21 protein-coding genes and 1 pseudogene are annotated in these 24,381 nt (G+C 45.6%); 21 read left to right on the forward strand and 1 reads right to left on the reverse strand.

Annotated elements, in window-relative coordinates:
- Nucleotides 1-1,109: 1,109 nt before the first annotated feature.
- From T472_RS06425 to iscB, 6 genes and pseudogenes are all read left to right on the forward strand, one after another.
- Entirely contained in the window at nucleotides 1,110-3,548 is a 2,439-nt protein-coding gene (locus tag T472_RS06425) for a cation-translocating P-type ATPase (RefSeq protein ID WP_023388077.1), read from the forward strand.
- A gap of 84 nt (nucleotides 3,549-3,632) precedes the next feature.
- The gene (locus T472_RS06430; RefSeq protein WP_023388076.1) at nucleotides 3,633-3,995 is read left to right on the forward strand and encodes a hypothetical protein; all 363 of its coding nucleotides are present in this window, start codon (nucleotides 3,633-3,635) and stop codon (nucleotides 3,993-3,995) included.
- Between the two features lie 331 nt (nucleotides 3,996-4,326).
- Nucleotides 4,327-5,262, forward strand: a complete 936-nt coding sequence (locus tag T472_RS06435; RefSeq protein WP_023388074.1) for a 3-hydroxyacyl-CoA dehydrogenase family protein — start codon at nucleotides 4,327-4,329, stop codon at nucleotides 5,260-5,262.
- 460 nt (nucleotides 5,263-5,722) lie between these two features.
- A complete protein-coding gene (locus tag T472_RS06440; RefSeq protein ID WP_040906909.1) occupies nucleotides 5,723-6,118 on the forward strand; it encodes an AbrB/MazE/SpoVT family DNA-binding domain-containing protein in 396 nt (131 codons plus the stop codon).
- Nucleotides 6,119-6,135: 17 nt separating this feature from the next.
- Nucleotides 6,136-6,339 (forward strand): type II toxin-antitoxin system RelE/ParE family toxin, encoded by a 204-nt coding sequence (locus T472_RS06445; protein ID WP_023388072.1) that lies wholly within the window; start codon nucleotides 6,136-6,138, stop codon nucleotides 6,337-6,339.
- A 290-nt stretch (nucleotides 6,340-6,629) separates the two neighbouring features.
- A pseudogene (gene iscB / locus T472_RS06450) lies at nucleotides 6,630-7,843 on the forward strand (RNA-guided endonuclease IscB).
- 503 nt (nucleotides 7,844-8,346) lie between these two features.
- Here the strand turns inward: iscB and T472_RS06455 are convergent.
- Nucleotides 8,347-8,892 (reverse strand): hypothetical protein, encoded by a 546-nt coding sequence (locus T472_RS06455; RefSeq protein ID WP_023863450.1) that lies wholly within the window; start codon nucleotides 8,890-8,892, stop codon nucleotides 8,347-8,349.
- A 470-nt stretch (nucleotides 8,893-9,362) separates the two neighbouring features.
- Here T472_RS06455 and T472_RS06460 point away from each other — a divergent pair, with 470 nt between their 5' ends.
- From T472_RS06460 to T472_RS06525, 15 genes are all read left to right on the forward strand, one after another.
- Entirely contained in the window at nucleotides 9,363-9,818 is a 456-nt protein-coding gene (locus tag T472_RS06460) for a PTS sugar transporter subunit IIA (RefSeq protein WP_023383931.1), read from the forward strand.
- Between the two features lie 13 nt (nucleotides 9,819-9,831).
- Nucleotides 9,832-10,131, forward strand: coding sequence for a PTS sugar transporter subunit IIB (locus T472_RS06465; protein ID WP_023383932.1), 300 nt, complete (start codon nucleotides 9,832-9,834; stop codon nucleotides 10,129-10,131).
- Nucleotides 10,132-10,194: 63 nt separating this feature from the next.
- Nucleotides 10,195-11,619 carry a PTS galactitol transporter subunit IIC gene (locus tag T472_RS06470; protein ID WP_023383933.1) on the forward strand — a complete coding sequence of 475 codons (1,425 nt, stop codon included), beginning with the start codon at nucleotides 10,195-10,197 and terminating at the stop codon, nucleotides 11,617-11,619.
- A gap of 71 nt (nucleotides 11,620-11,690) precedes the next feature.
- Nucleotides 11,691-12,734 (forward strand): 2-hydroxyacid dehydrogenase, encoded by a 1,044-nt coding sequence (locus T472_RS06475; RefSeq protein ID WP_242864773.1) that lies wholly within the window; start codon nucleotides 11,691-11,693, stop codon nucleotides 12,732-12,734.
- Between the two features lie 12 nt (nucleotides 12,735-12,746).
- The gene (locus T472_RS06480; protein WP_023383935.1) at nucleotides 12,747-13,427 is read left to right on the forward strand and encodes an L-fuculose-phosphate aldolase; all 681 of its coding nucleotides are present in this window, start codon (nucleotides 12,747-12,749) and stop codon (nucleotides 13,425-13,427) included.
- A gap of 2 nt (nucleotides 13,428-13,429) precedes the next feature.
- Nucleotides 13,430-14,467, forward strand: a complete 1,038-nt coding sequence (locus T472_RS06485) for an alcohol dehydrogenase catalytic domain-containing protein (protein WP_023383936.1) — start codon at nucleotides 13,430-13,432, stop codon at nucleotides 14,465-14,467.
- A gap of 15 nt (nucleotides 14,468-14,482) precedes the next feature.
- Nucleotides 14,483-15,640 carry an iron-containing alcohol dehydrogenase gene (locus T472_RS06490; protein WP_023383937.1) on the forward strand — a complete coding sequence of 386 codons (1,158 nt, stop codon included), beginning with the start codon at nucleotides 14,483-14,485 and terminating at the stop codon, nucleotides 15,638-15,640.
- A 74-nt stretch (nucleotides 15,641-15,714) separates the two neighbouring features.
- Complete coding sequence (locus tag T472_RS06495; RefSeq protein WP_023383938.1) at nucleotides 15,715-15,975, forward strand: HPr family phosphocarrier protein; 261 nt, start codon at nucleotides 15,715-15,717, stop codon at nucleotides 15,973-15,975.
- 6 nt (nucleotides 15,976-15,981) lie between these two features.
- Nucleotides 15,982-18,069, forward strand: coding sequence for a BglG family transcription antiterminator (locus T472_RS06500; RefSeq protein ID WP_023383939.1), 2,088 nt, complete (start codon nucleotides 15,982-15,984; stop codon nucleotides 18,067-18,069).
- Nucleotides 18,070-18,071: 2 nt separating this feature from the next.
- Nucleotides 18,072-18,467, forward strand: coding sequence for a hypothetical protein (locus T472_RS06505; RefSeq protein ID WP_023383940.1), 396 nt, complete (start codon nucleotides 18,072-18,074; stop codon nucleotides 18,465-18,467).
- A gap of 185 nt (nucleotides 18,468-18,652) precedes the next feature.
- Nucleotides 18,653-18,826, forward strand: coding sequence for a hypothetical protein (locus T472_RS19890; protein WP_023383941.1), 174 nt, complete (start codon nucleotides 18,653-18,655; stop codon nucleotides 18,824-18,826).
- Nucleotides 18,827-18,840: 14 nt separating this feature from the next.
- A complete protein-coding gene (locus T472_RS06510; RefSeq protein WP_023383942.1) occupies nucleotides 18,841-19,392 on the forward strand; it encodes a hypothetical protein in 552 nt (183 codons plus the stop codon).
- A 267-nt stretch (nucleotides 19,393-19,659) separates the two neighbouring features.
- The gene (locus T472_RS06515) at nucleotides 19,660-20,526 is read left to right on the forward strand and encodes a PfkB family carbohydrate kinase (RefSeq protein ID WP_023383855.1); all 867 of its coding nucleotides are present in this window, start codon (nucleotides 19,660-19,662) and stop codon (nucleotides 20,524-20,526) included.
- A 41-nt stretch (nucleotides 20,527-20,567) separates the two neighbouring features.
- Entirely contained in the window at nucleotides 20,568-22,631 is a 2,064-nt protein-coding gene (locus T472_RS06520; protein WP_023383857.1) for a hydantoinase/oxoprolinase family protein, read from the forward strand.
- Complete coding sequence (locus T472_RS06525) at nucleotides 22,631-24,379, forward strand: hydantoinase B/oxoprolinase family protein (RefSeq protein ID WP_023383859.1); 1,749 nt, start codon at nucleotides 22,631-22,633, stop codon at nucleotides 24,377-24,379. The genes T472_RS06520 and T472_RS06525 overlap by 1 nt, the downstream gene beginning before the upstream one ends.
- Nucleotides 24,380-24,381: the final 2 nt, after the last annotated feature.

Consider the following 24,381-nt stretch of genomic DNA (forward strand, 5'->3'; position numbering starts at 1 on the left):
AAGAACATGGTTCTTGGGGATGATTAAATCATAGAGACCAGAATACTTGCTTAAGGACATTTCAGTTTGGAAATTAATCATGCTGCACCTCGAAAAATAAGATAACCCTATACTAATAGTACCACATATCTATTAAATATACAATAGATATTACTTCGAATTCCAAAGAAAAAGACCTGAGCTCTTAACTCAGATCTTAATTAATGTACGGTACTTTTTCAGTGCCCTCGCATAATGTCGGTATAACTGCAAATGTGTCGAATATTCTGCGCGGATAAGTAAATTCTGAGAAATATAGACTTTAGGCATAGTGTTGTATATAATAAACATTAATAGCATGTCATGAATACAGGTAAATTGATGTAAATACATGGATTGTGTCAGGTTTCTTGCAGAATATTGGATATGGAAGTGATGATATGCCATTTTACAATTTCAGGAAAATCTGGACCCCTTTACAGCTCTTCGGACTGAGGCTGTATATTGAAAAGAGCCATGGAACCCTTTGGTATCGCTTTGGAGATGGCAGGCGACGTCCATTCAGGAAAGAATGATTCCGGTATTCTGGCTGCGGAATTGTGACTCCAACATATTTGCGTAATGACTTACGGGTATCTTCCGAATCCTGGGATGCAGGGATCATTTTGCGGGCAACTTAGGTTATTGACCGGTAGATGACACCCCAGGTACAGGCGGATCCACCCGTTTCAACCTGATCGATCGAATAGTGTGGAAAAACAGCAGTTGACTCATCTGCGGATAAGACCTCCCCTTGGCGAAAACCTTGAGGGGGGTTCTTTGCGTCCGGGATTAGTTGAGGTGGTCTGGAATCCAAAATGTGATGGATCTTCAATTATGCTGATGAATGGCTTATTAGCAGCAATCATTATTAATTTATTTATAATGTTGATATGTCTGGTTAAACTAATGACGATATGATTAAAGGGAAGGAAACAGGCTGGGAGTGACGGATATAACCATTGCCGTGTCACTGGAGGCTTAGCTTATGAATGGCATTCGCATGATCAGAACCATGTGGGATTTGTAAGCCCTTTGCCGGACGATTAAAACCGTACATGCTTGAAATGTGATATTAAGGAAGTGATATCATGGAAAGCGAACGTAAGCTTAAGGGACTGACTTCAGAGGAAGTCCTGACAAGGAGAAAGGAATATGGTGAAAACCGCCTGCCGGAGGAAAAGCCCGTTTCGGTTCATGAGATCGTAATTAATCAGCTGAAGAGTCCGCTTATATATATTATCCTTGCTGCCGCGGGTGTATCCCTCGCGCTTGGGGAGACCGGGGATTTCTGGATCATCATGGTGGTCGTGCTGGCAGATGTGGTCTTAGGTTTTTTCCAGGAGTACAAGGCTCAACGTACCTATGTGGCCCTGAAGGGACTATTGCATCCGACTACGACTGTTTGCCGTGATGGTGAGCGGACTGAGGTGGAAGTGTGGGAACTTGTGCCTGGAGACCTGGTAATCCTCTGTGCAGGAGAAAAGGTTCCTGCGGACGGCATGCTCGTGGAAGCTGCTAAGATGACCGTTGACGAATCCATTCTTACCGGAGAGTGCGAACCTGTTACCAGGCTTACAGCACAACAGGTATTCATGGGCACGACGACGGTCACGGGGAGAGGAATCCTTGAAGTGGATAAAACCGGTCTTCAGACTGAACTGGGGCGGATCGCATCCAGCCTGAGCAGCCAGGAAGAGGGTGACACACCATTCCAGATTCGTCTGAAATCCTTCAGCAGGTTCCTTACAAAGGTTGTCGCTTCTGCCACGACTCTGATACTCCTGGTAGGCCTGATAATGGGGAGAGAATTTCTTGACATGCTGAGGACCGCCATCATACTGGCGATAGCAGCGGTACCGGAAGGGCTCCTTATTGCTGTCATGGTCATACTTGTACTCGGAATGAGGAAAATACTCAGGAGGAGGGGCCTGGTAAAACGACTGCTTGCAGTGGAGACCCTGGGTTCGGTCACAGTAATATGCACCGACAAGACAGGAACACTCACGGAAGGGCGCATGAGAGTCAGCAGAACTGACTTCACTGACATGGACAATGCCATCCGGACCATGGTGTTCTGCAACAACCTTGAAGGACCGTTGGAAACCGCCCTGTGGGAATACGCCAGGAAAGAGCTCGGAGCTGACCCGCAGGAACTGGCCGACCAGGCTGTCAGGCATTCTGAAGAAATGTTCACCAGCGACACGAAATATATGGTTGCGGAAGTATCAGGAGAGCTTTTCAAAGGTAAAAACATTCATTTTATGAAAGGTGCTCCTGAAATAGTCCTGGCAAGATGCATATGTGAGGAGAACTGCAGGAAAGGGATAAGTGACCTGATAGACCGATGGGCAGATGACGGACTGAGGCTTCTGGGACTGGCATACAGTGATAACGGAAGCGGATACACCTGGGCGGGGCTTGTAGGCATGGAAGACCCGATACGTGAGGATGTGGTGGATTCCATCCGGGCTGCCAGAAATGCGAAGATCCAGGTCAAGATGATCACCGGGGACTACCGGAGGACAGCGGAACAGAATGCCATGAGCATCGGGCTCCTTGAAGGCGCCGGGATGGCTGGATCAACGCTGGAGGGGGAGCAGATTGCAGCAATGTCAGATGCGGAGCTGAGGGACAAGGTCCCGGCTGTGTCGGTTTTTGCAAGGATAAGGCCTCAGGAAAAATTCAGGATCATAAACGCGTTGCAGGAAAACGGGGAGATAACCGCCATGATAGGCGACGGCGTCAACGACGCTCCAGCGCTGAAGCGGGCCAACATTGGCGTGGTGGTGGGGACAGCCACTGATGTGGCAAAGGAAACTGCCGACCTTATCCTGCTGGACAATGATTTCAGTACGATCGTAGCAGCTATAGAAGAAGGCAGGATCATATTTTCAAACGTAAGGAAAGTTGTGGCATATATGCTGTCCAACTCGTTCGCTGAAGTGCTTGCCATATTCGCCGCCATGGTCCTGAGATGGCCGACTCCGCTTCTTGTAGGGCAGATACTCTGGATTCACCTGGTCTGCGACGGCCCTGCAGACATAGTGCTGGGATTCGAGCCCAAGGAAGAGGGGATCATGGAGGAACCGCCCCGTCCGCTCAAGGAACCTATCCTGACGAGACTGGGCATCACGCTGATTGTAGTCATAAGCCTGTCCAGCGCATTGTTTGCATTGTATATGTTCAACCATTACTACATGATGCACCAGAACGCGGCGGAAGGCAGAAGCATCGTATTCGCAAGCCTCGCTATGAACTCCATGATCTATATATTTGCATATCGAAGCATGCGGCTGCCGCTTCACCGCATGAACCCGCTTATGTCCAACCCGCCGCTTATCTGGTCTGTGATGGCCGGTATCATTACTGTGCTGGCTGCCTTCTTTGTACCTGGCCTGCGCAGAGCGCTTGACCTTGTAGTCCTGTCAGCGTCTGAATGGGCATCGGTCATCTGTTTTTCAATGCTGCTTCTGCTGATAGTTGAAATCGGGAAGGCAATAGCAAACCACGTTAATCCTAATGGTTGATTTTATTGAAAATGCCGGATCAAAATGGGCAGGTCATTCTTTAGCTTGAGTACCAAAGTGCATTGGTGAAAGGGTGTGACTTCCATGAAAATTGTTGTAATGCCTGAAACTCGTCCTGGAAAATATTCTGTAGCGCTATTCATGACTTCCCTTTGCCTTGCTGCAGCTGCGGGTGTGATATCCTCAGTCCAGAAGAACACCATCGAATACCCTAATCCAATAAACAGCCCTCTACTAGGAACGACGATCTACCTTATGTTTCTTGCCGGGATAATCGCAGCCATAGTCGGTGTAATCGCCGTGGTAAATGGCAATGAACATTCAATCCTGGTTTATGTTTCCCTCCTCTTTGGAGTACTGTCTATTCTCGGGATAATGATGCTCTCCATAGGAAATCTTCTAGGCCAGCAAGCTGTTGTCATACCAGGCCCAAACCGGACATTATAAGGCAGCTGAACAGACGGAAGGACTTGAATCGAAGATCGTAATTAATATGGAAAAGGAATATCCATAAGGGGTCCGGTCGGTCTGGAATCCTTATGGATTATTTATGTCAGGCTGATATGAAATTTGTGATTTTCATCATATTTGACTTTATAAATTTTGCAATTAAAGGATTTTATTTGGGAAAACAGCAGATAGTTGAAAAATGAAGTCTCTATACAACTGGATTTATGAAAATGAAGAAATGCAGTTAAAGAAAAATTGGAAAACACATTTGATAATATGTCGCCGGCTTGTATAATGGTAGGTGAAAACGTTTATTGGAGGGATTGAGATGGAAGTCAAAAAGATTGGTGTAGCAGGTTCCGGTACAATGGGCTCTTCCTTAGCAGAAACCTTTGCCAAGTTCGGGTATGAGGTTTATCTGTATGACATCGCAGATGCCCAGCTTGAAAGGGCAAAGAAGCTGATAACTCTCAACCATGAAACAGAAGTCAAGGAAGGGATGCTCACACCTGAAAATGCAGATGCATTGCTTAAGCGCATCTCCTATGGTTCTGACATCCAGGGCTTCAAGGATGTGGATTTCCTTATTGAAGCGATTCTTGAGAAGATCGAGGTTAAGCATTCATTCTGGGGAGAAGTATCTAAGATAGTTCCTGACCATGCTGTACTCTGCTCCAACACTTCAGGCCTGAGTATAACGAGGATTGCTGAAGCGGTTAATCTTCCGGAACGATTTGGCGGAATGCACTGGATCAACCCTCCACATATCATCCCTTTAGTTGAAGTCATTTCAGGTGACAAAACCTCCGAAGATGCTGCAGAGGTCATATATCAGCTGGCGGTAAAATGCAAAAAGAAACCAGTTAAAGTCCACGATGCACCTGGCTTTGTGCTTAACAGGATCCAGTTCGCAATAATGAGAGAAGCCCTTAATATCGTACAGGAAGGAATCACAACAGTTGATGGCGCGGATGATGTCATGAAGTACGGATTGGGACTTAGATATGCGGTGTTTGGTCCATTCGAGGTTGCTGACCTGGGTGGATTGGACATATTCAGAAACATCTCATCATACCTTTTTGCCGACCTTTCAAACGCTGACAAAGAATTCGGACTGCTTAAGGAGCACTTTGAGGCAGGAGAACTTGGAGTAAAGTCCAAGAAAGGCTTCTACGATTATTCCGATGGAAAGGACATGGAACAGATAAGGTACCGTGATGAAATGTACACCAAGCTCCATAAACTGCTATACTCCGAAGAGTAGGGTTTAGCTATAAACCAGATTTAAAGGTGTAAACTTAATCAGAGTCACACATGCCCACCAGATGAGAGTAGTAAACTCTATATCTGGTGGGTTTTAAAACTCATAACCTGGAGTTCCTTTTAATTATTAAGGTTTTAGAGAATTTGATTATAACGTACAAAGATAAGCAGGATCAGGACTTTCTATGGGTGGGGAACCGAATATCAAATCTATATATCATAAGTAGAGGTCAATAGATAAACTTGCTTGGTAGGAGTAATAACCTAAATAAAAACTACGAGTAAGGTGGATTAGTGAATATTCAGGCGACCAAGCCAGTCTTGTATGTGACAACTGTGTTTTCGGAAAGAAAATATTCGAAAGCGTCTTCGATTCTTGGATTTGACAATTTAATTATTAAGCTTATAATAAAGTAAGGAAGCTTGGAATCCTTACTATATTTAGGGGGTCGAGAATATTGATGGTCACTAAGATTGTCCCAAATAATGAATTAAAGAAAGTTGCTAAACCTGAACAGTTTGAGAAATCCAGAATTAAGATTTCAAGCAAACGTCAGATTACAATACCATCGAAGTATTATGAAGCTCTTGGTTTTGACAAAGAGATTGAATGTATCAAGTCCAATGGAATGTTGATACTGATACCTGTTAAATCAGATGAGTCTTATTTTGCTGAAGAGATTCTAAAGGATCTGATCAATCAGGGTTATTCTGGAGAGAAGCTGTTAGACGAATTCAAAAAAATGAGTCGTAAAGTAAAACCAGCTGTGGAAAAATTGATTGAAGAAGCAGACAAGATAGCAGAATCGGCTTCTGTTTATTATGCGGATAAGACAGATGATATCTTTGGAGATTAGGAAACGGGGAGTGAGTTATGTTACCTGTAACTTATATGCCGATTGCTGAGAAGTACTTCAGAAAGATAAAAGATAGTCATCTAAAAAGTGCATACAAAACAGCGATAATTAGAATCTGTGAAAATCCATATATTGGAAAAGCGAAAACAGGTGATCTTAGCGGGATATTTTCTCTGGATATTTACTACAATGGCACAAATTGTCAACTAACCCTCGACTGAAGTCGAAGGCATGAGGAGCAATCCATTATGCCTGGTTGATTAGCCTCAGTGCTTCGGGCACTACGTTGTTTTTGTCATAACACCCCCGGACGTCCATCCTAATCCGTGGCTCTGTTGCCTGTGATTAAAAGTTCTCCTGGGTTAACGGGAATGGTGTTGCAGGCGTAAAAAGCAATTACAACATTGGCGAAGGATGCCAACTGGCAATTTTGCCGGAATTATGTACTTAACTACATCAAGAAAGGGGTGCCGGTTTGGTCTACATTTTAAGTAAAAATGGAAATCCGCTTATGCCTACCAATCGGCATGGAAAAGTGAAACATCTGTTGAAGGATGGCAAGGCAAAAGTGGTAAGAAGGCACCATTCACAATACAGCTGCTGTATGATTCTCCTGAATATACTCAGCCAATCACTCTTGGAGTAGATGCGGGCAGCAAGGTTGTAGGACTTAGCGCAACTACTGAGAAGAAAGAGCTTTTTGTCTCAGAGATAACCCTCCGGGATGATATCCCTGAGCTTCTGTCCACCAGAAGACAGAACCGAAGAGCAAGGAGAAACCACCTTCGCTACAGAATGGCAAGGTTTCTTAACCGCACCGCATCGAAAAAGGAAGGGTGGCTTGCTCCCTCAGTCAAGCATAAGGTAGACAGCCACTTGAAGGTAATCGGGAATGTACACAGGATCCTTCCCATATCAAAGATAGTGATTGAAACAGCAAGTTTCGATATCCAGAAGATCAGGAATCCTGAGATCAGCGGGAGAGAATACCAGCAGGGGGAACAGTTGGGTTTTTGGAATACCAGGGAATATGTTCTCTGGCGGGATAACCACGAATGTCTGCACTGCCATGGCAAGTCAAAGGACAGAGTACTGAATGTTCACCATAAGGAAAGCAGGAAGACCGGAGGAGATTCTCCCGGCAATCTGGTCACCTTATGCGAGACATGCCATAAGAGCCATCATGCAGGCAGGATAAAGCTTAAGCTTACTCCAAACAAGTCATACCGCCATTCAAGCTTCATGGGCATCATGAGATGGTATGTATACAACAGTCTTCAGGAACTGTACTCAGAGGTTTCCATGACCTATGGATACATCACGAAGAACAACCGAATAAATAATAACATTGAGAAAACCCATAGCGCTGATGCCTACTGCATCAGCGGAAACCTTAATGCCAAAAGGATCGATGAGATCTACAATCAGGCGTTCAAGAGGAAGCACAACCGACAGATACACAAGGCGAACTTCCTAAAGGGCGGAAAGAAAAAGCTGAATCAGTCCGCTTACGAAGTCAAGGGATTCCGCCTGTTTGACCATGTGAGATACAGGGACGAGGAATGCTTCATTTTCGGAAGAAGGACATCTGGTTATTTTGACTTGCGCAAACTGGATGGCTCGGTTGTCCACAGGAGTGCAAGCTTCAAGGAAATTAAACTGTTGAAAAGACAGAATACCATACTGATCGAACGAAAGGGGTGTAATGGAGTTCTCCTCTCATGACTGAAGTCACGAGTCTCCGAACTCCAATGCTTATGAATTGGCATACAGGATAGCACAATTAGATAATGGAGAAATAATAATAGTAATAATGGCAGGAACAAGAGAAAATTTCTATAAGGAATTGAAAAGGTATATGAAATAAATATTTAATATATGTAATAGACTTTTATAGCATATTAAAAATGTAGAATCATAAAAACTAGATATGAAAAATGCTATTTTGCCTTAAGTGACAAAGAACAGGTGAGATAAAGACTAGGGAGCAAAGTAAGGACTATATGTAAGAGGTTAAGGAATAGTTAGTTAAATTTAGTTGAAAAATCATCCTATCGCAATTTTTGGTAGGATGATTTTTTGCTTGAAAGTCATATTCACGGTATTCTTTTTTACTGATAAATCACTAAAGTACAGAAGGTGGTTCTGGCCCATTTTGAAGAAAAGTCAGCCATATCCAGAACTGAAATCAATCGACAAGACCAGTGGGCATAAGATCCAAGATGAGACTAATCTTCAACATCAAAGTGCTCATCCATGAGTTCTACAAATGAATCACGGGATTGCTCAACACTATATGTATCGGTAATGTCGAACGAGGAGTCGATAATCTCTGACATCTTTTCCTCATCATAAATGTATGCTTTCCCCAAAATGCCAATCCTGAACTCCTTGCTACCAGAAAGGAGGTGACTTATAAGTTTGATGACTTCATTTTCTGACCTGCGTGCCAGGAATTGCATGTCATCACCTGCTTTTCTCAAGGAAGAGTAGGCTTTCAGCACTTTCTTATCGTGTTTATCAGAGTCATCAGGATTATCCAGCCATGTTACAGGATAGTAATATTCCATGCTCTCATCGTACTTCTCGAGCAGTTCTCCCAAATCTGAAGAATAATTCTTGAAGTCCATGTATTCTGCTACTGTATACATGAAAGCATCTTTTATATCCTCAATATTAGAAAAGTCATAAGGCTGTGAACGATGCTTCATGCTTAGTGCCTGGTTTATCATTTCAATCCTTTCTCTTGATTGCTTGTCATAAAAATTCGGCATTTTTATACCTCCCTTTCAAAATAATATCAAATGAGAACTCCAATACGCTGTCAACACACTATGATGAAAAGATACTATAAGCATTGTTGTTTGCTATTGTAATGGTTACCTATTTATTATGAAATAATCTGTTTGTTCTGTCAATAAACGACAAATATGATTTTAATGACAAGGGTTGAAACCCAAACATAAGAGGTCAAGTGTGTCTGGTATGTAATAGATTAAGCTAAAAAAGAGATAAATAATGTTACGAATGTTACGAATGGAACCATTATTCAGATACGAAGTATTCTTGAAAGTGACTTTTATTTATAATAGCGCAACTAAATGCTAATCATTGGATGGTGCATCTGACACAAATATATGCAGTAAACGTTTTATTTTTGTGCAGGCTTTTGTTATTTTCGGAAATATGTTTTGAGTATAAACTGACAGTAGCAAAAGAAGACGAAGAGAAGGAGGTGATTGAAATGGGGATATTGAACAAGAATCTGGTGATCCTTGATGCTGATGTCAGTTCTGCCGAGGAATGTATCAGGAAGGCAGGGAACCTGTTCTTTGAATACGGCTATGTGGCTGACGGATATGTGGATGAAGTCCTTGAAAGGGAGAAGGTATATCCGACAGGACTTCCGGGCAAGGGAATAAGCATAGCTATCCCTCACACTACAAACAAGCTGGTCAACAAGCCAGCGATAGGAGTCATCATACCAAGGAAGCCGGTGCAGTTTGCAATGATGGGAACAAAAGACAGCATGCTGGACTGTGAGATAATAATGCCTTTGGTCATAAAGGACTCAAACTCGCAGATAGCCACACTCAGGAAGCTTATGCACATAATACAGGATGGTGAACTTTTGAGAAAGATCAGGGATTCGAAGAATGAAGACGAGGTCCTTGATTGTCTGGGGATGTTAGAAGATTAAGGGGGGGAAACACATGAGATCAGTAAAGATTCTATCTGTATGCGGATCAGGAACGGTCAGCTCGGCGATGCTTTCATCGAAGCTGTCAGATGTCCTTGAAGAGAACGGCTATGACATGGATGCAACAGAGGTCAGTCCCGGGGGCGTTGAAGTGGCCATGGCATCATCGCACTATGACCTTATAGCCTACACAAGCCCTGTTGAGGGCAAATACAATGTTCCAATACTCAATGCCACCGGTTTCCTGGTAGGGATCAATGAGGATGAGTTCGTCGAGGAACTCCTCAAGGTCGTCGGAAACCTGAAGCTCTAAGTAACAGGCTTTAATTTTGGGATTCATAATTTATAATAAAGCGGAAAAGGAGAGAGTATTTACATGTGGAGTTTTCTGAAACAATTCTTTGACACCTTCGGCAACTATATCACGGTACCAATTATCCTTTTTGTAATCGCGAAGATATTCAAAGCTCCGACGAAGAAGGCATTCGTATCAGCGGTGCTTGCCGGAGTCGGACTCAAGGGTATGGCATTCATAACAAGTGCCTTCGGTGCGGTCCTTTCGCCACTTGTACAGCAGATAGTATCAGCTACAGGGATCAACCTTCCTGCGCTTGATGTCGGCTGGCAGGCGGTAGCATCAGTGGCATACTCGACAGACATCGGAATGATGTTCATAGGAGTAGGGCTTGTGTTCCAGGTTGTCCTCTACCTCATAAAGTGGACAGACATATTCATGCCTTCAGACCTCTGGAACAACTACTCGATAATAGTCTGGGGATCGATGTTTTACCAGATAACAGGTAACCTTGTGATAGCTTTCGCACTAATGCTCTTCATCAACATGGTGGTGCTCCTTATCGCAGAGGTTGTCCAGAAGAGGTGGTCGACGTACTACAGGTATCCTGGCTGCGCCATGACAGCTCCACACCATATGGGCGATGCCCCAATGTACCTGGTCCTTGACTATGTGCTTGGAAAGATCGGATTCGACAAGATCAATGTAAGACCTGACACTATTAAGAAGAGAATCGGATTCCTTGGCGAACCGATGTATATAGGACTCATAGTCGGTGTAATCCTCGGATTCGTAGGAAACATAGCGAAACTGGGAGCCATGGCTTCATGGGGACAGATCGCAAACGTAGCAGTGACCTGCGCGGCAGTAATGGCCATATTCCCCAAGATAGCAGGACTCTTCGCATCAGCGTTCACTACAATAACAGACTATTCAAGGAAGACCCTGAAGAACAGCAAGTATGGAAAAGACAGGGAATTCATAATAGCGGTAAACGATGCTCTTGGTTATGGAGAAGCGGCGACGCTTACTACAGGACTTCTTGTAATACCAATAGCGGTTCTCCTTGCGTTCATACTGCCTGGCAACATAGTAATACCTGTTATGGTTCTGCCTTCGCTCCCTTACATGGTTGAAGTACCGGTATCCCTAAGCGATGGAAACATAATCAAGTCTGTAGTTGCAGCCAGCATAGTATTCGCAGCTAAGCTTCTCATGGCATCAGCATGGGCAGCGGTATTCACTCAGATAGCGGTTAACGTAGGATTCCAGGTTACATCGGGAACAGTACTGATAATAGGGTTCATAATGTCCAATGTGACAGCAGGACTAATTACATTCGCGTTCCTGTCGATGAACCCACTGATAATATTCGGAACAATAGCTCTCTACCTCGTATTCTTCTACTTCTTCAAGAAGAACAAGGCAGCAGTTCACGAGTACCTTGAAAACAGAGCGACAAGCTACAGGAACATGGTGACAGCAGAAGCGGAACAGACAGCTTAAAAAGACATTTGGTGGTTCGTTCTGCAAAGCGGAACGAACCACTCAATTAAGGAGTGATAGGTTTGAAGATAGTGATCGTAGGGGACAGGATAGTAAGTCTTGAGCTGCTTGAGGAAGCAGTCAGGAATCTCTCAGTTCCGGAGGACATTGAGATAAAGAGCCTGATCTGGGAGACGGCAGACAGGCCGGATTTTCAGAAGAGAGCTCAGAACCTTGAAAAGAACGGACCAGAAGCGGAAGAGCCACCAGCAGGTCTGATTGAAGCAGTGGCAGATGCTGACGTACTTCTCGTGCATTTCTGCCCAGTTGCACGAAAGGTGATTGAAGCAGGGAAGAACCTGAAGCTAATAGGAACCTGCAGAGGCGGAATGGAACATGTGGATGTAGATGCAGCAACGGAAAAGAACATACCGGTCATACATGTGATAAGGAATGCTGAGGCAACCTCCGACTTTGCAATAGGACTGATTTTCTCTGAGACAAGGAACATAGCAAGAGGCCATGCGGCACTAAAGACGGGAGTATGGAGAAAGGACTATGTCAATGCCGGATACACAACGACAATCAGGGAAATGACACTTGGTTTGATAGGGCTTGGAAACATTGGAAAGCTTGTTGCTGAAAAGGCTGCCGCTATTGGAATGAAAGTGCTTGCACATGACCCTTATGTGCCTCAGGAAAAGGCAGACTCACTTGGACTCAAGGTCAGGATGACAGAGAAAGAGGAGATCTTCAGGAGCTGTGATGTAGTTTCACTGCATATGAGGGCGACACCTGAGACGAAGAACAGTATTGGCAGTGAACTGCTTGGTATGATGAAGCCAACAGCGTATCTGATAAACACATCAAGGGCGACAATCATCGACAAGGAAGCGCTTTACGAGGCATTGAATGAAAGAAGGATAGGCGGTGCAGCACTGGATGTATTCTGGGATGAACCGGTACCGGCTGATGATCCAATGCTCTCGCTTGATAACCTGACAATGACTCCTCACCTCGCAGGAAACGTGGTTGATGCGCTTCCAAAGTCCCCGAACCTTCTAGTAAGGACGATAAACAAGTATTGGAAAGAAGGAAACACTGAGATGGTAGTAAATGCCGACAAGATAAGCTAAGGAGTGAATGAGATGAGATTCTTAAAGGAACGCGAACAGATAGTTGAATATGGGAAGAAAATGAGTGCAGCAGGCTTGAGCAAGGGAACAAGTGGAAACCTGAGCATATACATACCATCAGAAGGACTCATGGTTATCAGCCCTTCAGGAGTAGGTTATTTCGAAACAACGCCTGAGGATGTCGTAGTGATGGACCTGGAAGGCAATGTCGTAGAGGGAAACTGCAAGCCATCAAGCGAATTCGGTCTCCACAGCGCATTCTACAAGAACAGGAGCGACGTCCAGGCTGTTGTGCACACCCACTCCACCTATTGCACGACCTTTGCCTGCCTGAGAAAGCCGATATCAGCAGTACATTATGTCATAGCAAGTGCAGCTACTGATGAGGTCCAGTGCTCCGACTATGCTACATTCGGGACGGAAGAGCTGGCGGAGAATGTAATTGGTACCTGCGGAAAGGCGAATGCAGTGCTTTTGGCAAACCATGGGCTTGTAACATGCGGAGTAAACATGGCGAAGGCATTCGGGCTTGCCTCAAACATGGAATTCGTTGCAGAGATGCAGTGGAGAACACTGAGTGTTGGAACACCGGTTGTATTACCTGAAGATGAGATAGCAAATGTAATGGAGAGGTTCAAGAGCTACGGACAACCGAAGAAGGTACAGGAAGCGGGAGCTCCGGGCGGGTACTGACCATGGGAGTGATGAGAAGGGCCGTCCTTTACGGTGAGAAGGACCTGAGGATAGAGGAGTGTCCGATCCCTGAAATCGGAGATGACGAGGTCCTCGTACAGAACATGGTATCAACCACCTGCGGGACCGACGTCAAGATATACAAGAGAGGTTATCCTCTGTTAAAGCCGCCGCATCCCTTCGGGCATGAATTCTCTGGGATTATCGCGGCGACAGGAAAGAGCGTGAAAGGTTTCAGGGAAGGCGACAGGGTCGCAGTACACAATTCAGCTCCATGCAACAGCTGCTGGTACTGCAAAAACAATCTACAGTCAATGTGCTCCGATATGCTGTTCAACAGAGGTGCCTACGCGGAATATGTGAAAGTGCCTGGACGTATAGTCAGACAGAACATGTTCAGGATGCCTGATTCAATGTCACACAGGACAGCTGCGCTGATGGAACCACTGTCCTGTGCCGTATACGGACTTTCAAACTGTCCGGTTTCAACGGGCGACACTGTGGTCATAAACGGGGCCGGGCCGATAGGGCTCATGTTCGTAAAGCTAAGCGCCATGGTAGGGGCGAGAGTGATCGTGACAGACCTGTCTGAATCAAGGCTTGCGACTGCGAGGATGCTTGGAGCTTCAGTGACAGTTAAGGTCAGCGAATCCCAAGACATAGCCCTGGAAGTCAGAAGGCTTACGGAGGACGAGCGGGGTTCTGACATCGTAATCGAAGCCACAGGACTCGTAAAGGTTTGGGAAGACAGCATGCGGATGGTCAGAAAGGGAGGGTTCGTGCTCTTTTTCGGAGGAACCAGCACAGGCAGCTTTTTCAAGGGTGATGCCAACCTCATGCACTACTCGCAGGTGACACTGAAGGGAGTATTCCATACCACACCTCTTCATGTCATGAAGGCCTTCAACCTGCTCAAGGACGGGTCAGTAGGGAGCGAAATATTCGTACAGGACAGCTATGCTCTTACAGACCTCGAAAAGGCCATACTTTCACATTCGGAGCAGAAAGTGGTAAAGAACTGCATAGACTATACTTTATAGACAGGAGTGATTCAGATGGTTTCCATAAAGCTTGGATGTTCCAGGATGCATTATGGCAAGGATTCGATAAAAAGACTGGCAGAACTCAAGGGTCTGAAGAAGAAAGCGTTCATAGTGATGAACGGTACGCTGCTCAAGGACCAGGGAATGCTGGACATTGTAACTGAAAATCTGGAGGAAGCAGGAATTGAGTGGAGGATCTTCACAGAGGTGGAGGAAGAGCCCAGTTTCAACTGCATACTGAAGGCAAGGCCGGAGATGGAATCGTTCGGACCTGACCTTATCGTCGGATTCGGCGGGGGCTCTGCAATGGATGCTGCAAAAGCCATGTGGGTATACTACGAGAACCCTGAATACAGGGATCTTGCCGATGTAATGCCTCCAAATGTGATCAGGAACCTGAGGGTAAGGGCTGAGCTGGTGTGCATACCGACATCAGCAGGTACGGGAAGCGAAGCCACAAGGGCAGCGATAATAAAGAATGTGGAGAGGACCACGAAATATTCTGTCAGGGACATGAATGGAAGACTGGTCCCGGACATGGCCATACTCGATCCAGTTTTCACAAGGACTCTTCCAAAGGCGCTCACCGCATCAACAGGAATGGATGCACTGACACATGCCATCGAGTCGTACGTAGCCCTGAACTCGAATCCATACTCGGATGCTATGGCAATGTCTGCCTTTGTGAATGGGTATGGAAGCCTGAAAAAGTGCTGTGAAGACGGGAACGACATGGAATCAAGGGAGAAGATGCTTGCAGCATCCTGCATGGGTGGAATAGCCTTCTCAAACAGCGGGCTCGGACTTACACACAGCATCGCCCACACATATGGAGCAGTATTCAATGTGCCCCACGGGCTGGCAAATGCGATAGTCCTCCCTTACGTGATCAGCTATAACCTTAAGTCCGAAGCTGCCAGGGGGAGATATGAGGACCTTGCCCGGTTCATAGGCGAGGCGGACCTTCTTGAGTCGATAATCGCTTTAAGGAAGGATATAGGCATCCCTGAATCGTTCAGCGCTATCTTAAAGGATGAAGATGCTGTAAAGAACAGGATGGACCTCATGATAGACAAGGCTATGACGGACGTATGTACCCAGTATAATCCTGTGAGACCTGATACAGATGATATTAAGATGCTGCTGCTCAAGGCATATTACGGGAACTGACAATAAATTTGGAAATTTATGCAAAACTATCAGGAATTTGCTAATATAAATAAAGATTGAGAACGGGGTGACCTATGTTTGAGACAAACCTAAGCATAAAGAATAAGACCGGACTACATGCAAGGCCGGCATCAGAGCTTACCCAGCTTTGCCAGAAATATGATTGCGACATAAGGATAATCCATAACAGCAATGAGATAAATCCAAAGAGCATAATTAGCATCCTGGCTTCAGGAATAAGCAGGGGAAGCAGCATAACACTGAGAGTGGCAGGAAACGGTGAAGAGGAAGCAGGCAGGGCTATTGCTGAACTAATAAACAGTTTCAGGGATTAGGTGACTATGGACATTGAGCTTAAAAGCAGGACCGTATATCTGATAAGAATACTATTGGGCTCAGAAGACGGGCTCGATGTGACATCCCTGCTGGAAAAGCTCGGTGTCACGAAAAGGACCCTTTACTATGAGCTGGAGCACATCAATGAATGGCTCAAGGCTTCAGGGCATGGCACGGTGAAGGTGGTAAGCCACAGGGTCATACTATTCACTGATAACAAGGATTCCCTGAGAAATGATCTTGACAAGACCAGAAGCTACTACTTCTCAATTGAGGAAAGGAAAGCCATGGAGATTGTAATGATCTCCCTTTCTGATGAGCCTGTTACACTTGAGATGATGAGGACCTTCTTTGATGTCAGCAAGAATACGATCCTCTTCGACATAAGGGACCTTAAGAATGAACTGATGCAGCGAAACATCACGCTGACCAGTCAGGTTAAGTCAGGCTATCTGATCGAGGGTTCGGAAGCATCGGTCAGGAAGCTTATCGGAGAAGAGCTGCAGAAGCTCCATAATCCGGGTGTAAGGACGATAATCCGGGCAATGATGCAGAAGAGCCTTGAATCCATGACAAGCAACAACATCGATTTCCATGAGATCGCCAGGTGCCTTACAAGGCAGTACGAGAAGGACATAAAGGGTGAGATTTTCCTTCATGAGACGGAATTCGTCAACATTATGATACTTGTATCCTGGATAAGGAGCACGAGAGGCTATATCTTCAATATGAGTTCGGTTGAGAAGTTCGCAATAAGCAATTCCGCATCATACAGGTCCGTGGAGCTGAGTGTGCAGAAGCTTCAGATACATGGACTCAAGATACATCCGATGGAGATATTCTTCATAACACCCCTTTTCCTCGGGATACACACCTCCACATTCATATCGGAGGAGCAGGAGAACAGCTTCATTGCAGAGTTCACGTATGAACTTCTCAGGAATTTTGAAAGGATATCCTGTATCTCATTCGTTGACAAGGAAAGGCTGAAGTCGCAGCTTGTATACCATATCAGGCCACTCTACTTCAGGCTCAAGTACGGGATCACATCAGTCAATGCACTTCTGGAAGACATTAAGAGGATGTATCCTGTCATATTCAGATTTACAGCAATGGCAATAAGGGAGACTGACTCGGAGATCTGCAGCATGATCACAGACGACGAGGTCGGATACCTTTGCATACATTTCGCTAGTCATCTGAATGAAAAGAGGATCATAAAGACTAGCGGAGCAAGTGTGGACAGGATACTTGTGGTCGGAGAATCGAACATGGCCACATCGATCCTGGTGGAGGATCAGCTGAGAAGCCTCCTGGGCAATTCGTTCAAGTATGAGCTGGTTTCAACATCGAAAATCAGGGACTGGATGCTTGATGATTATGTGCTCATCATCTCGACAGCATACAACTCAAACCGGTTCACATGTGACCACCTGGTGTCGACAGGTCCCATAATATCAGATGTATCCAAGAAAAGGATACTTAGGATAATAAACGAAAGGGGAACATCTGACGAGATAAGCGGCAAGGTCAACGACATAATAAAAATCGTTGGCGAGTATGTGAAGGATGAGATTGCAAGGACAAACCTTCATTTCGACCTGTTCAGGCTGATGAACAAGGAAGCTGTAAGCGACGACATGGTGACAGTAGACGGCATAGACAAGAAGGTAAAGAACGGGGAGATACTTCAGGCAGGATCAGGTAAAACCTGGCAGGAAGTTCTTGGTGCAGGATGCCGTTCCCTTGTAGGTGAAGAGAAGGGACTCCGACTGTTTGACAGGATGGTAAACCTCATGCTGAAGAACGGCAACAAGACATTCAGGATCACTGATGATGTTTTGCTTGTCCATTGCCCCATGCAGGGAGACCCGGAGGCGAATGTGGATATATCCGTGGCTGTAGCGGAAGAACCTGTAGACTTCCCTAACTGCAGTGGAGCGTCAGTCATAGTGTTCCTTTCAACAAAGGACAACTATACGCATTGGGGAGTACTTGATGAGGTCTACAGCTATTTCCAGGTCAGGAACAGGCTTAACGGAATTCTTGAGCTATATGGATCTGAAGAAAAAATGATTGCACAAGGAGTATGAAAATGGAAAAGAAATGCATATATTGCGGACAACCGGTAACCAGCTCAAGGCACGTATTGAATCCAAAGGCCCAGAATGAGCTTCCATGCTGCTCAGCAGAATGCTACAACAAGGCAAAGGGGTTCCTGGACTGGGACATGAAGAACAGGGACAGGGCCTACATAATGCTGTTTGTATGCATAGCGCTGAACCTTGCTGCAATGGCTTTGAAGATTACCTCACCGATTGCATATCTTCCGATGACTGCAATCGGATTCCTTATCTGGAAATATCCGTTTGCCTACAAGTACTACTCATCCTATTCAAGGTTCGGCATAGTAAGGACTACGAAGATAATAAGGGGAGTGGGGGCAGCCACTTCACTGTTCAGCCTGGCATTTGTAGTTGCGGCATTCTGAGAGATGTAAAAACAGTAATAATAAATAATCCTGCAGTTGATGTACTGTAGGATTATTTTTTCGGATTGTCTAAGTGATTTAGGAATTCGTATATAGTAAATATAATTGATTATTCATTTGTTCTTTAGATACTAGCGTCAGTTTTGTGATAAAATATTCTTAGAGTGATGAAAGGAGGGATTTTTATGGCAACTTCATCGTTTGATAAATCATTTGTCCTTAAGGATAAAAGGGAGGTAGCATCTTTCTCAAAAATGCTTAGTAAGCCTCACAAAAGCATAAAGATAGATAGGACACTAACATCGCCAAGTAATGAGAGGCGAGGTGAGCTTAGATTAAAGAAAATGTTGTCTCGCTAAAGAAACTGATAGAAATGAGTGATGAGGCAAAGGCCCAGGAACTTATTTCTATTTTTGTTTGCAGCAAAGATATTGATATTGAAAACTTCATTAAACAAAAGGCAATAATGTTTGAAAAACTTGGTAAAAGTAGAACGTTCCTGGTTTTTGATGAAGATGCAGATAAATTTAACATATTAGGATATTATACTATAGCAATTCAAGTATTAAAAATACCATCAGAGTATTCTAATCGGAGAATATTAAAATTAGATGGACTAAGTGCTAAAAGGAACGGGGAAATAATAACAGAACTACCAGCCATACTGATAGGTCAGATTGGGAAAAATGAGCTGTACAAAGATAATGTTACAGGTCATAAGATCATGGAATTTTGCTTGAACACAATTTTTGATGGGCAAGCGCTATTGGGTGGACGCTTGATCATACTTGAGTGCAAGAAGATTCCCTACCTATACGAATTTTACGAGCAGTTTGGTTTTAACAAACTTGAAAAAGAATATCAGGATGATGAATTTGTTCAATTCTTTAGAATCTTTGAAAAGAATGAACTTGTTGAAAAATAATATTTAAAGCACTTCTACAGAAGTGCTTTTTTTATGTTTTTTAAAGGATATAAAACAATATATATATATATATATTGTTATTTCAGCATATGTGACAGCATATGCATTATGCTTATTTGAAATGTGCTGATACATTAATAACTATTAGATAAAAATATTGTGAAAACATCAACAGTAAAACGTATCCAAATGATTGACTGAGAATTTATGTACGTTTATAATATGTAATATGAGTTTATATAAGTACACGTATGGTTGGAGTGAATTATGAAGGTAATAGGGATAGGCGACAACGTCTGCGACAAGTACTTGAACCTGAAGAAAATGTATCCTGGGGGGCAGGCCCTTAACTTTGCCGCCTTCTGCAGGATGAATGGGATCGAAGCGGCATATATGGGAGTCTTCGGCTCAGACAATGTCGCAAGGCATGTCCTTAACACATTGTCTTCGATGGGGATCGACTACTCAAGGTCCAGGTTCTACGACGGGGAGAACGGCTATGCTGTGGTGGACATTGTTGATGGTGACAGGGTGTTCATAAGAAGCAACAAGGGAGGAATGCTCAGGGAGCATCCTATCGAGCTAACTGAGGCAGACCTCGAGTATATCAGGGGCTTCGATGTCATCCACACCAGCAACAACAGCTACATGGACAAGGAACTCCATAAGCTTAAGGGAATTGTACCGATCTTGTCCTATGACTTCTCCCTCGCCTGGAAGGATGAAGGAAGGTTAAGGTCAGTTGCACCGCTTGTCGATGCTGCGACAATGTCCTGTTCAGAGCTGACCATTGAAGAATGCAGGGACCTTGCGTTAAGGGTCCATGGAATGGGGACAAGGCTGGTGCTTATGACAATGGGTGAAGACGGCTCGATGTTCTACGACGGAATGGAGTTCTACAGGCACAGACCGGTTCAGGTCAAGCCGCTGGATACCCTGGGGGCAGGGGATTCATTCACGGCAGGATTCCTTGCCATATATGCGGCAGGAACCCTGGGTGATGGAATCGGACCGCAAGATCCGCTCTACAATGACATTGTGGTATCGGCGTTTGAGACAGGAAGCAGGATGGCGGCAGAAGTTTGCATGAGATACGGAGCCTTCGGGGAAGGCATGGATTTTGAAGAGGCTTAGTTCAGGACATTAGAAATACAAATTTTCGAGGAGTGATGGCAATGTCTTATATGCTTGGAGTGGACGTAGGAGGGACCTTTACGGACTTTTCCCTTTATAATACGGACACCAAGGAAATTCGGAATTTCAAGAGAAGCTCGACACCAGACGACCCTTCAAGGGCAATCGTAAGCGGTATTATCCAGATCCTTGAGGAGTGCGGCATAGCACCTGATGAGGTTTCCTTTCTCGGCCACGGAACCACGGTAGCCACAAACGCCCTTATCGAAAAGAAGGGCGCAAGGACAGGACTCATAACCACGTACGGCTTCAAGGACCTGATGGAAATAGGAAACCAGAAGAGACCATCACTCTACAACCTGCTCAAGGACAAGTCGGAAAGCCTTATAGTCCCTGGCTGCAAGTGTGAGGTCAGGGAAAGGATAATGCATGACGGTACGGTAAAGCTGCCGCTGAATGAGGAGGATGTAAGGAACGCAGTCTCATTCCTCAAAGAGCAGAAGGTGGATTCCATTGCCGTATGTACACTTTTCTCATTCATCAATCCGGTGCATGAGAAAAGGATAAAGGAGATAATCTCGGAGGAGTTCCCAGAAGCGTATGTCACCATATCCAGCGAACTTGTGAACGAGTTCAGGGAGTATCCCAGGATGAGCACCACAGTCCTCAACTCATATCTGGGGCCTGTCATGAAGAAGTATGTCAGGAATTTCGAGAACAGCGTGAAGGAAGTCGGGATTGATACCAAGCCATATGTGACACAGTCCAACGGTTCGATAATATCGATCGCGGAGACCATAGATTATCCGATAAAGACAGCGGTGTCAGGACCAAGCGCAGGAGCGGTGGGGGCATCGTACCTTTCAGGGCTCAGCGACGAGCACAAGATAATAACCTTCGACATGGGAGGGACAAGCGCTGACATAAGCCTGATCCAGAACGGAAAGCTCCAGGTATCGTATGACAGGTATGTTGAAGGGTATCCGGCAAGGGTGCCTATGATAGACATAATAACGGTTGGAGCAGGTGGAGGGTCCATAGCGAAGATAGACGAGGGCGGAGCCATGAAGGTAGGACCGAGGAGTGCAGGAGCTGTTCCGGGACCTGCATGCTACATGAGGGGCGGTCAGGAACCTACGGTTACAGATGCCAACATCATGCTCGGGAAGCTCAACAGGCACAAGATACTGGGTGGAAAGATGGATGTCGACAGGTCCCTGGCGGAAAGTGCCATAAAGAAGAAGTTAAGTTCTGAATCGGGACTTGACGTCATTGATGCTGCGGCCGGAATAATCTCAGTAGTCAATTCCAACATGGTAAGGGCAATTAGGGGAGTCTCGATCGAGAGAGGATACGACCCGAGGGAGTTCATACTTATGGCCTTCGGAGGAGCAGGCCCGCTTCATGCATGCGAAGTCGCAGCTGAGCTAGGAATAAGCAAGGTTCTTCTTCCTGGATCACCTGGAACACTCTGCTCACTTGGACTGCTCATGGCTGATACTAGGTTTGACTTGAGCCGGTCAAGGATAATGCTTGCAAACAAGGAAAACCTCAAGGACATCAGGAGGATATTCACAGACCTGAAGGAAGAGGGAGACCAGCTGCTTGAGAACGAGGGCGTTCCTTCAGACATGAGGAAGTATGTCTATTCCCTTGACTGCAGATATGAGAACCAGAACTATGAGATCTCAATGGAGATAGCAGACGGTCAGATGGATGATAAGATACTCTCCGAGCTCATAGAAGGCTTCCATGCGGAGCATAACAACTCGTACGGCTATTTCGACAGGAACAAGAACATACAGCTTGTAAACTACAGGATGGGTGCAATCGGGATAATCGACAAACCGACAATACCTGGAAGCGATACTCTGGTTCAGGGTGATGTCCCCGTTACCGAACTGAGGCAGGTGAGGTATGAAGGCAGCAGGGAGTTCGTTGAGACCAGGATCATACAGAGGGACAGCCTGAAGAGAGGCACAGCAGTGGAAGGTCCTGCGATCATAGAGCAGATGGATTCCACATGCGTAATACCTCCAGGATGGACTGCATATAACGACAGATACGGGAACCTCATAGTCACACATGAAGGAGGCGAAGCCTGATGGAAAAGAATCGCGTAGATGCGGTAACGATAGAGATAGTAGGCAACCTGCTCCTTTCGATAGCTGAGGAAATGGGACACGCTTTGATAAGAAGCGCATACTCGACAAACATCAAGGAAAGAAGGGACATCTCCACTGCAGTCTTCGACCCTGAAGGCAACATGGTATCTCAGGCTGAACATGTGGCAATGCACCTAGGGTCGCTCCTTGGCATAGTTCATGAGGTATACAAGAAGTTTGAGATAAGTGAGATCCATGACGGGGACATGTTCATAGGAAATGACCCTTACAATGGCGGGGGAACCCACCTTCCAGACATTACCCTGGTTGCACCGGCCTTTGTTGGAGAAAAGCTTGTTGGCTGGGTTGCGAACCTTGCTCACCACAGCGATGTAGGCGGAAAGGTACCCGGGTCGACTTCAGGGGATGCCATAAGCATATTCCAGGAAGGGCTCAAGATCCCCATAGTAAGGATCATGAAAGAGGGTACCCTTGAAAAGGATATAGTTAACTTCATAGCAACCAACAGCAGGCTTCCGAAGGAGAGGCACGGTGACCTTCAGGCGCAGGTTGCTACAAATACAGTAGGCATCAAGAGGCTCAAGGAGGCATACGGAAGATACGGTGACCTTCTCATAGAGAGCATGCACGAGCTCCAGAACTATGCTGAAAGGAAGCTGAAGGCCGGGATAAAGGACCTTAAGGACGGCATATATTCCTTTACAGACTATATGGACGATGCTGGAGTGGCATCCAAGAATCCGATACCTATAAGGGTAAGGATAGAGATCAAGGATGACACAATGACGCTGAATTTCGCTGGAACCAATCCACAGGTCGACGGTCCTATAAATGTCACCTACAACGGGCTCCTGGCGACTGTATTCTACTCGCTGAAGGCGCTCATCAATCCGGACATCCCTTCGAATGCCGGAATATACAGGGCATTCAAAATAGAGTGCGAGGAAGGGCTCATAATCAATGCGAAGAATCCTGCTCCTGTTGGAGCAAGGATTGACACCTGCCAGAGGGTTGTCGACACCATATTCGGGGCGCTTGCCCCGGCAGTGCCTGACAGGGTGATCGCAGCCTGCAACAGCTCGGTCACTTCAGCCATATTCTCAGGAAAGGATCCAAGGGATGAGGACAAGTTCTTCGTATACCTGGAGGTCGTTGCCGGAGGGTCAGGTGCAAGCAGGTACAAGGACGGGCTGAGCGGAGTCCAGGTACATATGACAAATACCTCGAACCTGCCGGTTGAGGCCCTGGAAATGGAGTTCCCGCTTGTTACGGTAAACAGGTACGAGCTCAGGGAAGACAGCGGCGGAGCAGGGACAAACAGAGGCGGCCTTGGAATAACAAGGGAATATGAGATCATGTTTGACGGGATATCCTACACCGGACTTGGCGACAGGCAGATATTCCTTCCATGGGGGCTTGAAGGCGGCCATGAAGGAGCAGGAGGCGCATACTTCCTGGAAAGGCATGACGGAAGCAGGCAGCAGCTGCCATCGAAATGCACTGACATCCCGCTTAACAAAGGCGACATCATAAGTGTCAGGACACCAGGTTCGGGCGGTTATGGCGATCCTGCAAGGAGAGAACCGGAAAGGGTGCTCATGGATGTCATAGACAGGAAGGTATCACCAAAGAATGCCGCAGCACTTTACCGCGTCAAGGTGGTAAAGGACGGATACATATGGAAAATTGACGAAGCCGAGACGAATATGCTCAGAGGCAGAGGTTAGGC

The sequence above is a fragment of the Youngiibacter fragilis 232.1 genome (assembly GCF_000495435.3).
GTDB classification, from domain to species: domain Bacteria; phylum Bacillota; class Clostridia; order Clostridiales; family Clostridiaceae; genus Youngiibacter; species Youngiibacter fragilis.

Bases quoted from the DNA above. Each gene is read 5' to 3' on its own strand.
- T472_RS06455 (WP_023863450.1), bottom strand. From the start codon at position 8,892: ATGCCGAATTTTTATGACAAGCAATCAAGAGAAAGGATTGAAATGATA.
- T472_RS06480 (WP_023383935.1), top strand. From the start codon at position 12,747: ATGAGATTCTTAAAGGAACGCGAACAGATAGTTGAATATGGGAAGAAA.
- T472_RS06500 (WP_023383939.1), top strand. From the start codon at position 15,982: ATGGACATTGAGCTTAAAAGCAGGACCGTATATCTGATAAGAATACTA.
- T472_RS06425 (WP_023388077.1), top strand. From the start codon at position 1,110: ATGGAAAGCGAACGTAAGCTTAAGGGACTGACTTCAGAGGAAGTCCTG.
- T472_RS06505 (WP_023383940.1), top strand. From the start codon at position 18,072: ATGGAAAAGAAATGCATATATTGCGGACAACCGGTAACCAGCTCAAGG.
- T472_RS06510 (WP_023383942.1), top strand. From the start codon at position 18,841: ATGAGTGATGAGGCAAAGGCCCAGGAACTTATTTCTATTTTTGTTTGC.
- T472_RS06430 (WP_023388076.1), top strand. From the start codon at position 3,633: ATGAAAATTGTTGTAATGCCTGAAACTCGTCCTGGAAAATATTCTGTA.
- T472_RS06515 (WP_023383855.1), top strand. From the start codon at position 19,660: ATGAAGGTAATAGGGATAGGCGACAACGTCTGCGACAAGTACTTGAAC.
- T472_RS06435 (WP_023388074.1), top strand. From the start codon at position 4,327: ATGGAAGTCAAAAAGATTGGTGTAGCAGGTTCCGGTACAATGGGCTCT.
- T472_RS06490 (WP_023383937.1), top strand. From the start codon at position 14,483: ATGGTTTCCATAAAGCTTGGATGTTCCAGGATGCATTATGGCAAGGAT.
- T472_RS06460 (WP_023383931.1), top strand. From the start codon at position 9,363: ATGGGGATATTGAACAAGAATCTGGTGATCCTTGATGCTGATGTCAGT.
- T472_RS06440 (WP_040906909.1), top strand. From the start codon at position 5,723: ATGGTCACTAAGATTGTCCCAAATAATGAATTAAAGAAAGTTGCTAAA.
- T472_RS06470 (WP_023383933.1), top strand. From the start codon at position 10,195: ATGTGGAGTTTTCTGAAACAATTCTTTGACACCTTCGGCAACTATATC.
- T472_RS06485 (WP_023383936.1), top strand. From the start codon at position 13,430: ATGGGAGTGATGAGAAGGGCCGTCCTTTACGGTGAGAAGGACCTGAGG.
- T472_RS06520 (WP_023383857.1), top strand. From the start codon at position 20,568: ATGTCTTATATGCTTGGAGTGGACGTAGGAGGGACCTTTACGGACTTT.
- T472_RS06465 (WP_023383932.1), top strand. From the start codon at position 9,832: ATGAGATCAGTAAAGATTCTATCTGTATGCGGATCAGGAACGGTCAGC.
- T472_RS06495 (WP_023383938.1), top strand. From the start codon at position 15,715: ATGTTTGAGACAAACCTAAGCATAAAGAATAAGACCGGACTACATGCA.
- T472_RS19890 (WP_023383941.1), top strand. From the start codon at position 18,653: ATGGCAACTTCATCGTTTGATAAATCATTTGTCCTTAAGGATAAAAGG.
- T472_RS06525 (WP_023383859.1), top strand. From the start codon at position 22,631: ATGGAAAAGAATCGCGTAGATGCGGTAACGATAGAGATAGTAGGCAAC.
- T472_RS06445 (WP_023388072.1), top strand. From the start codon at position 6,136: ATGTTACCTGTAACTTATATGCCGATTGCTGAGAAGTACTTCAGAAAG.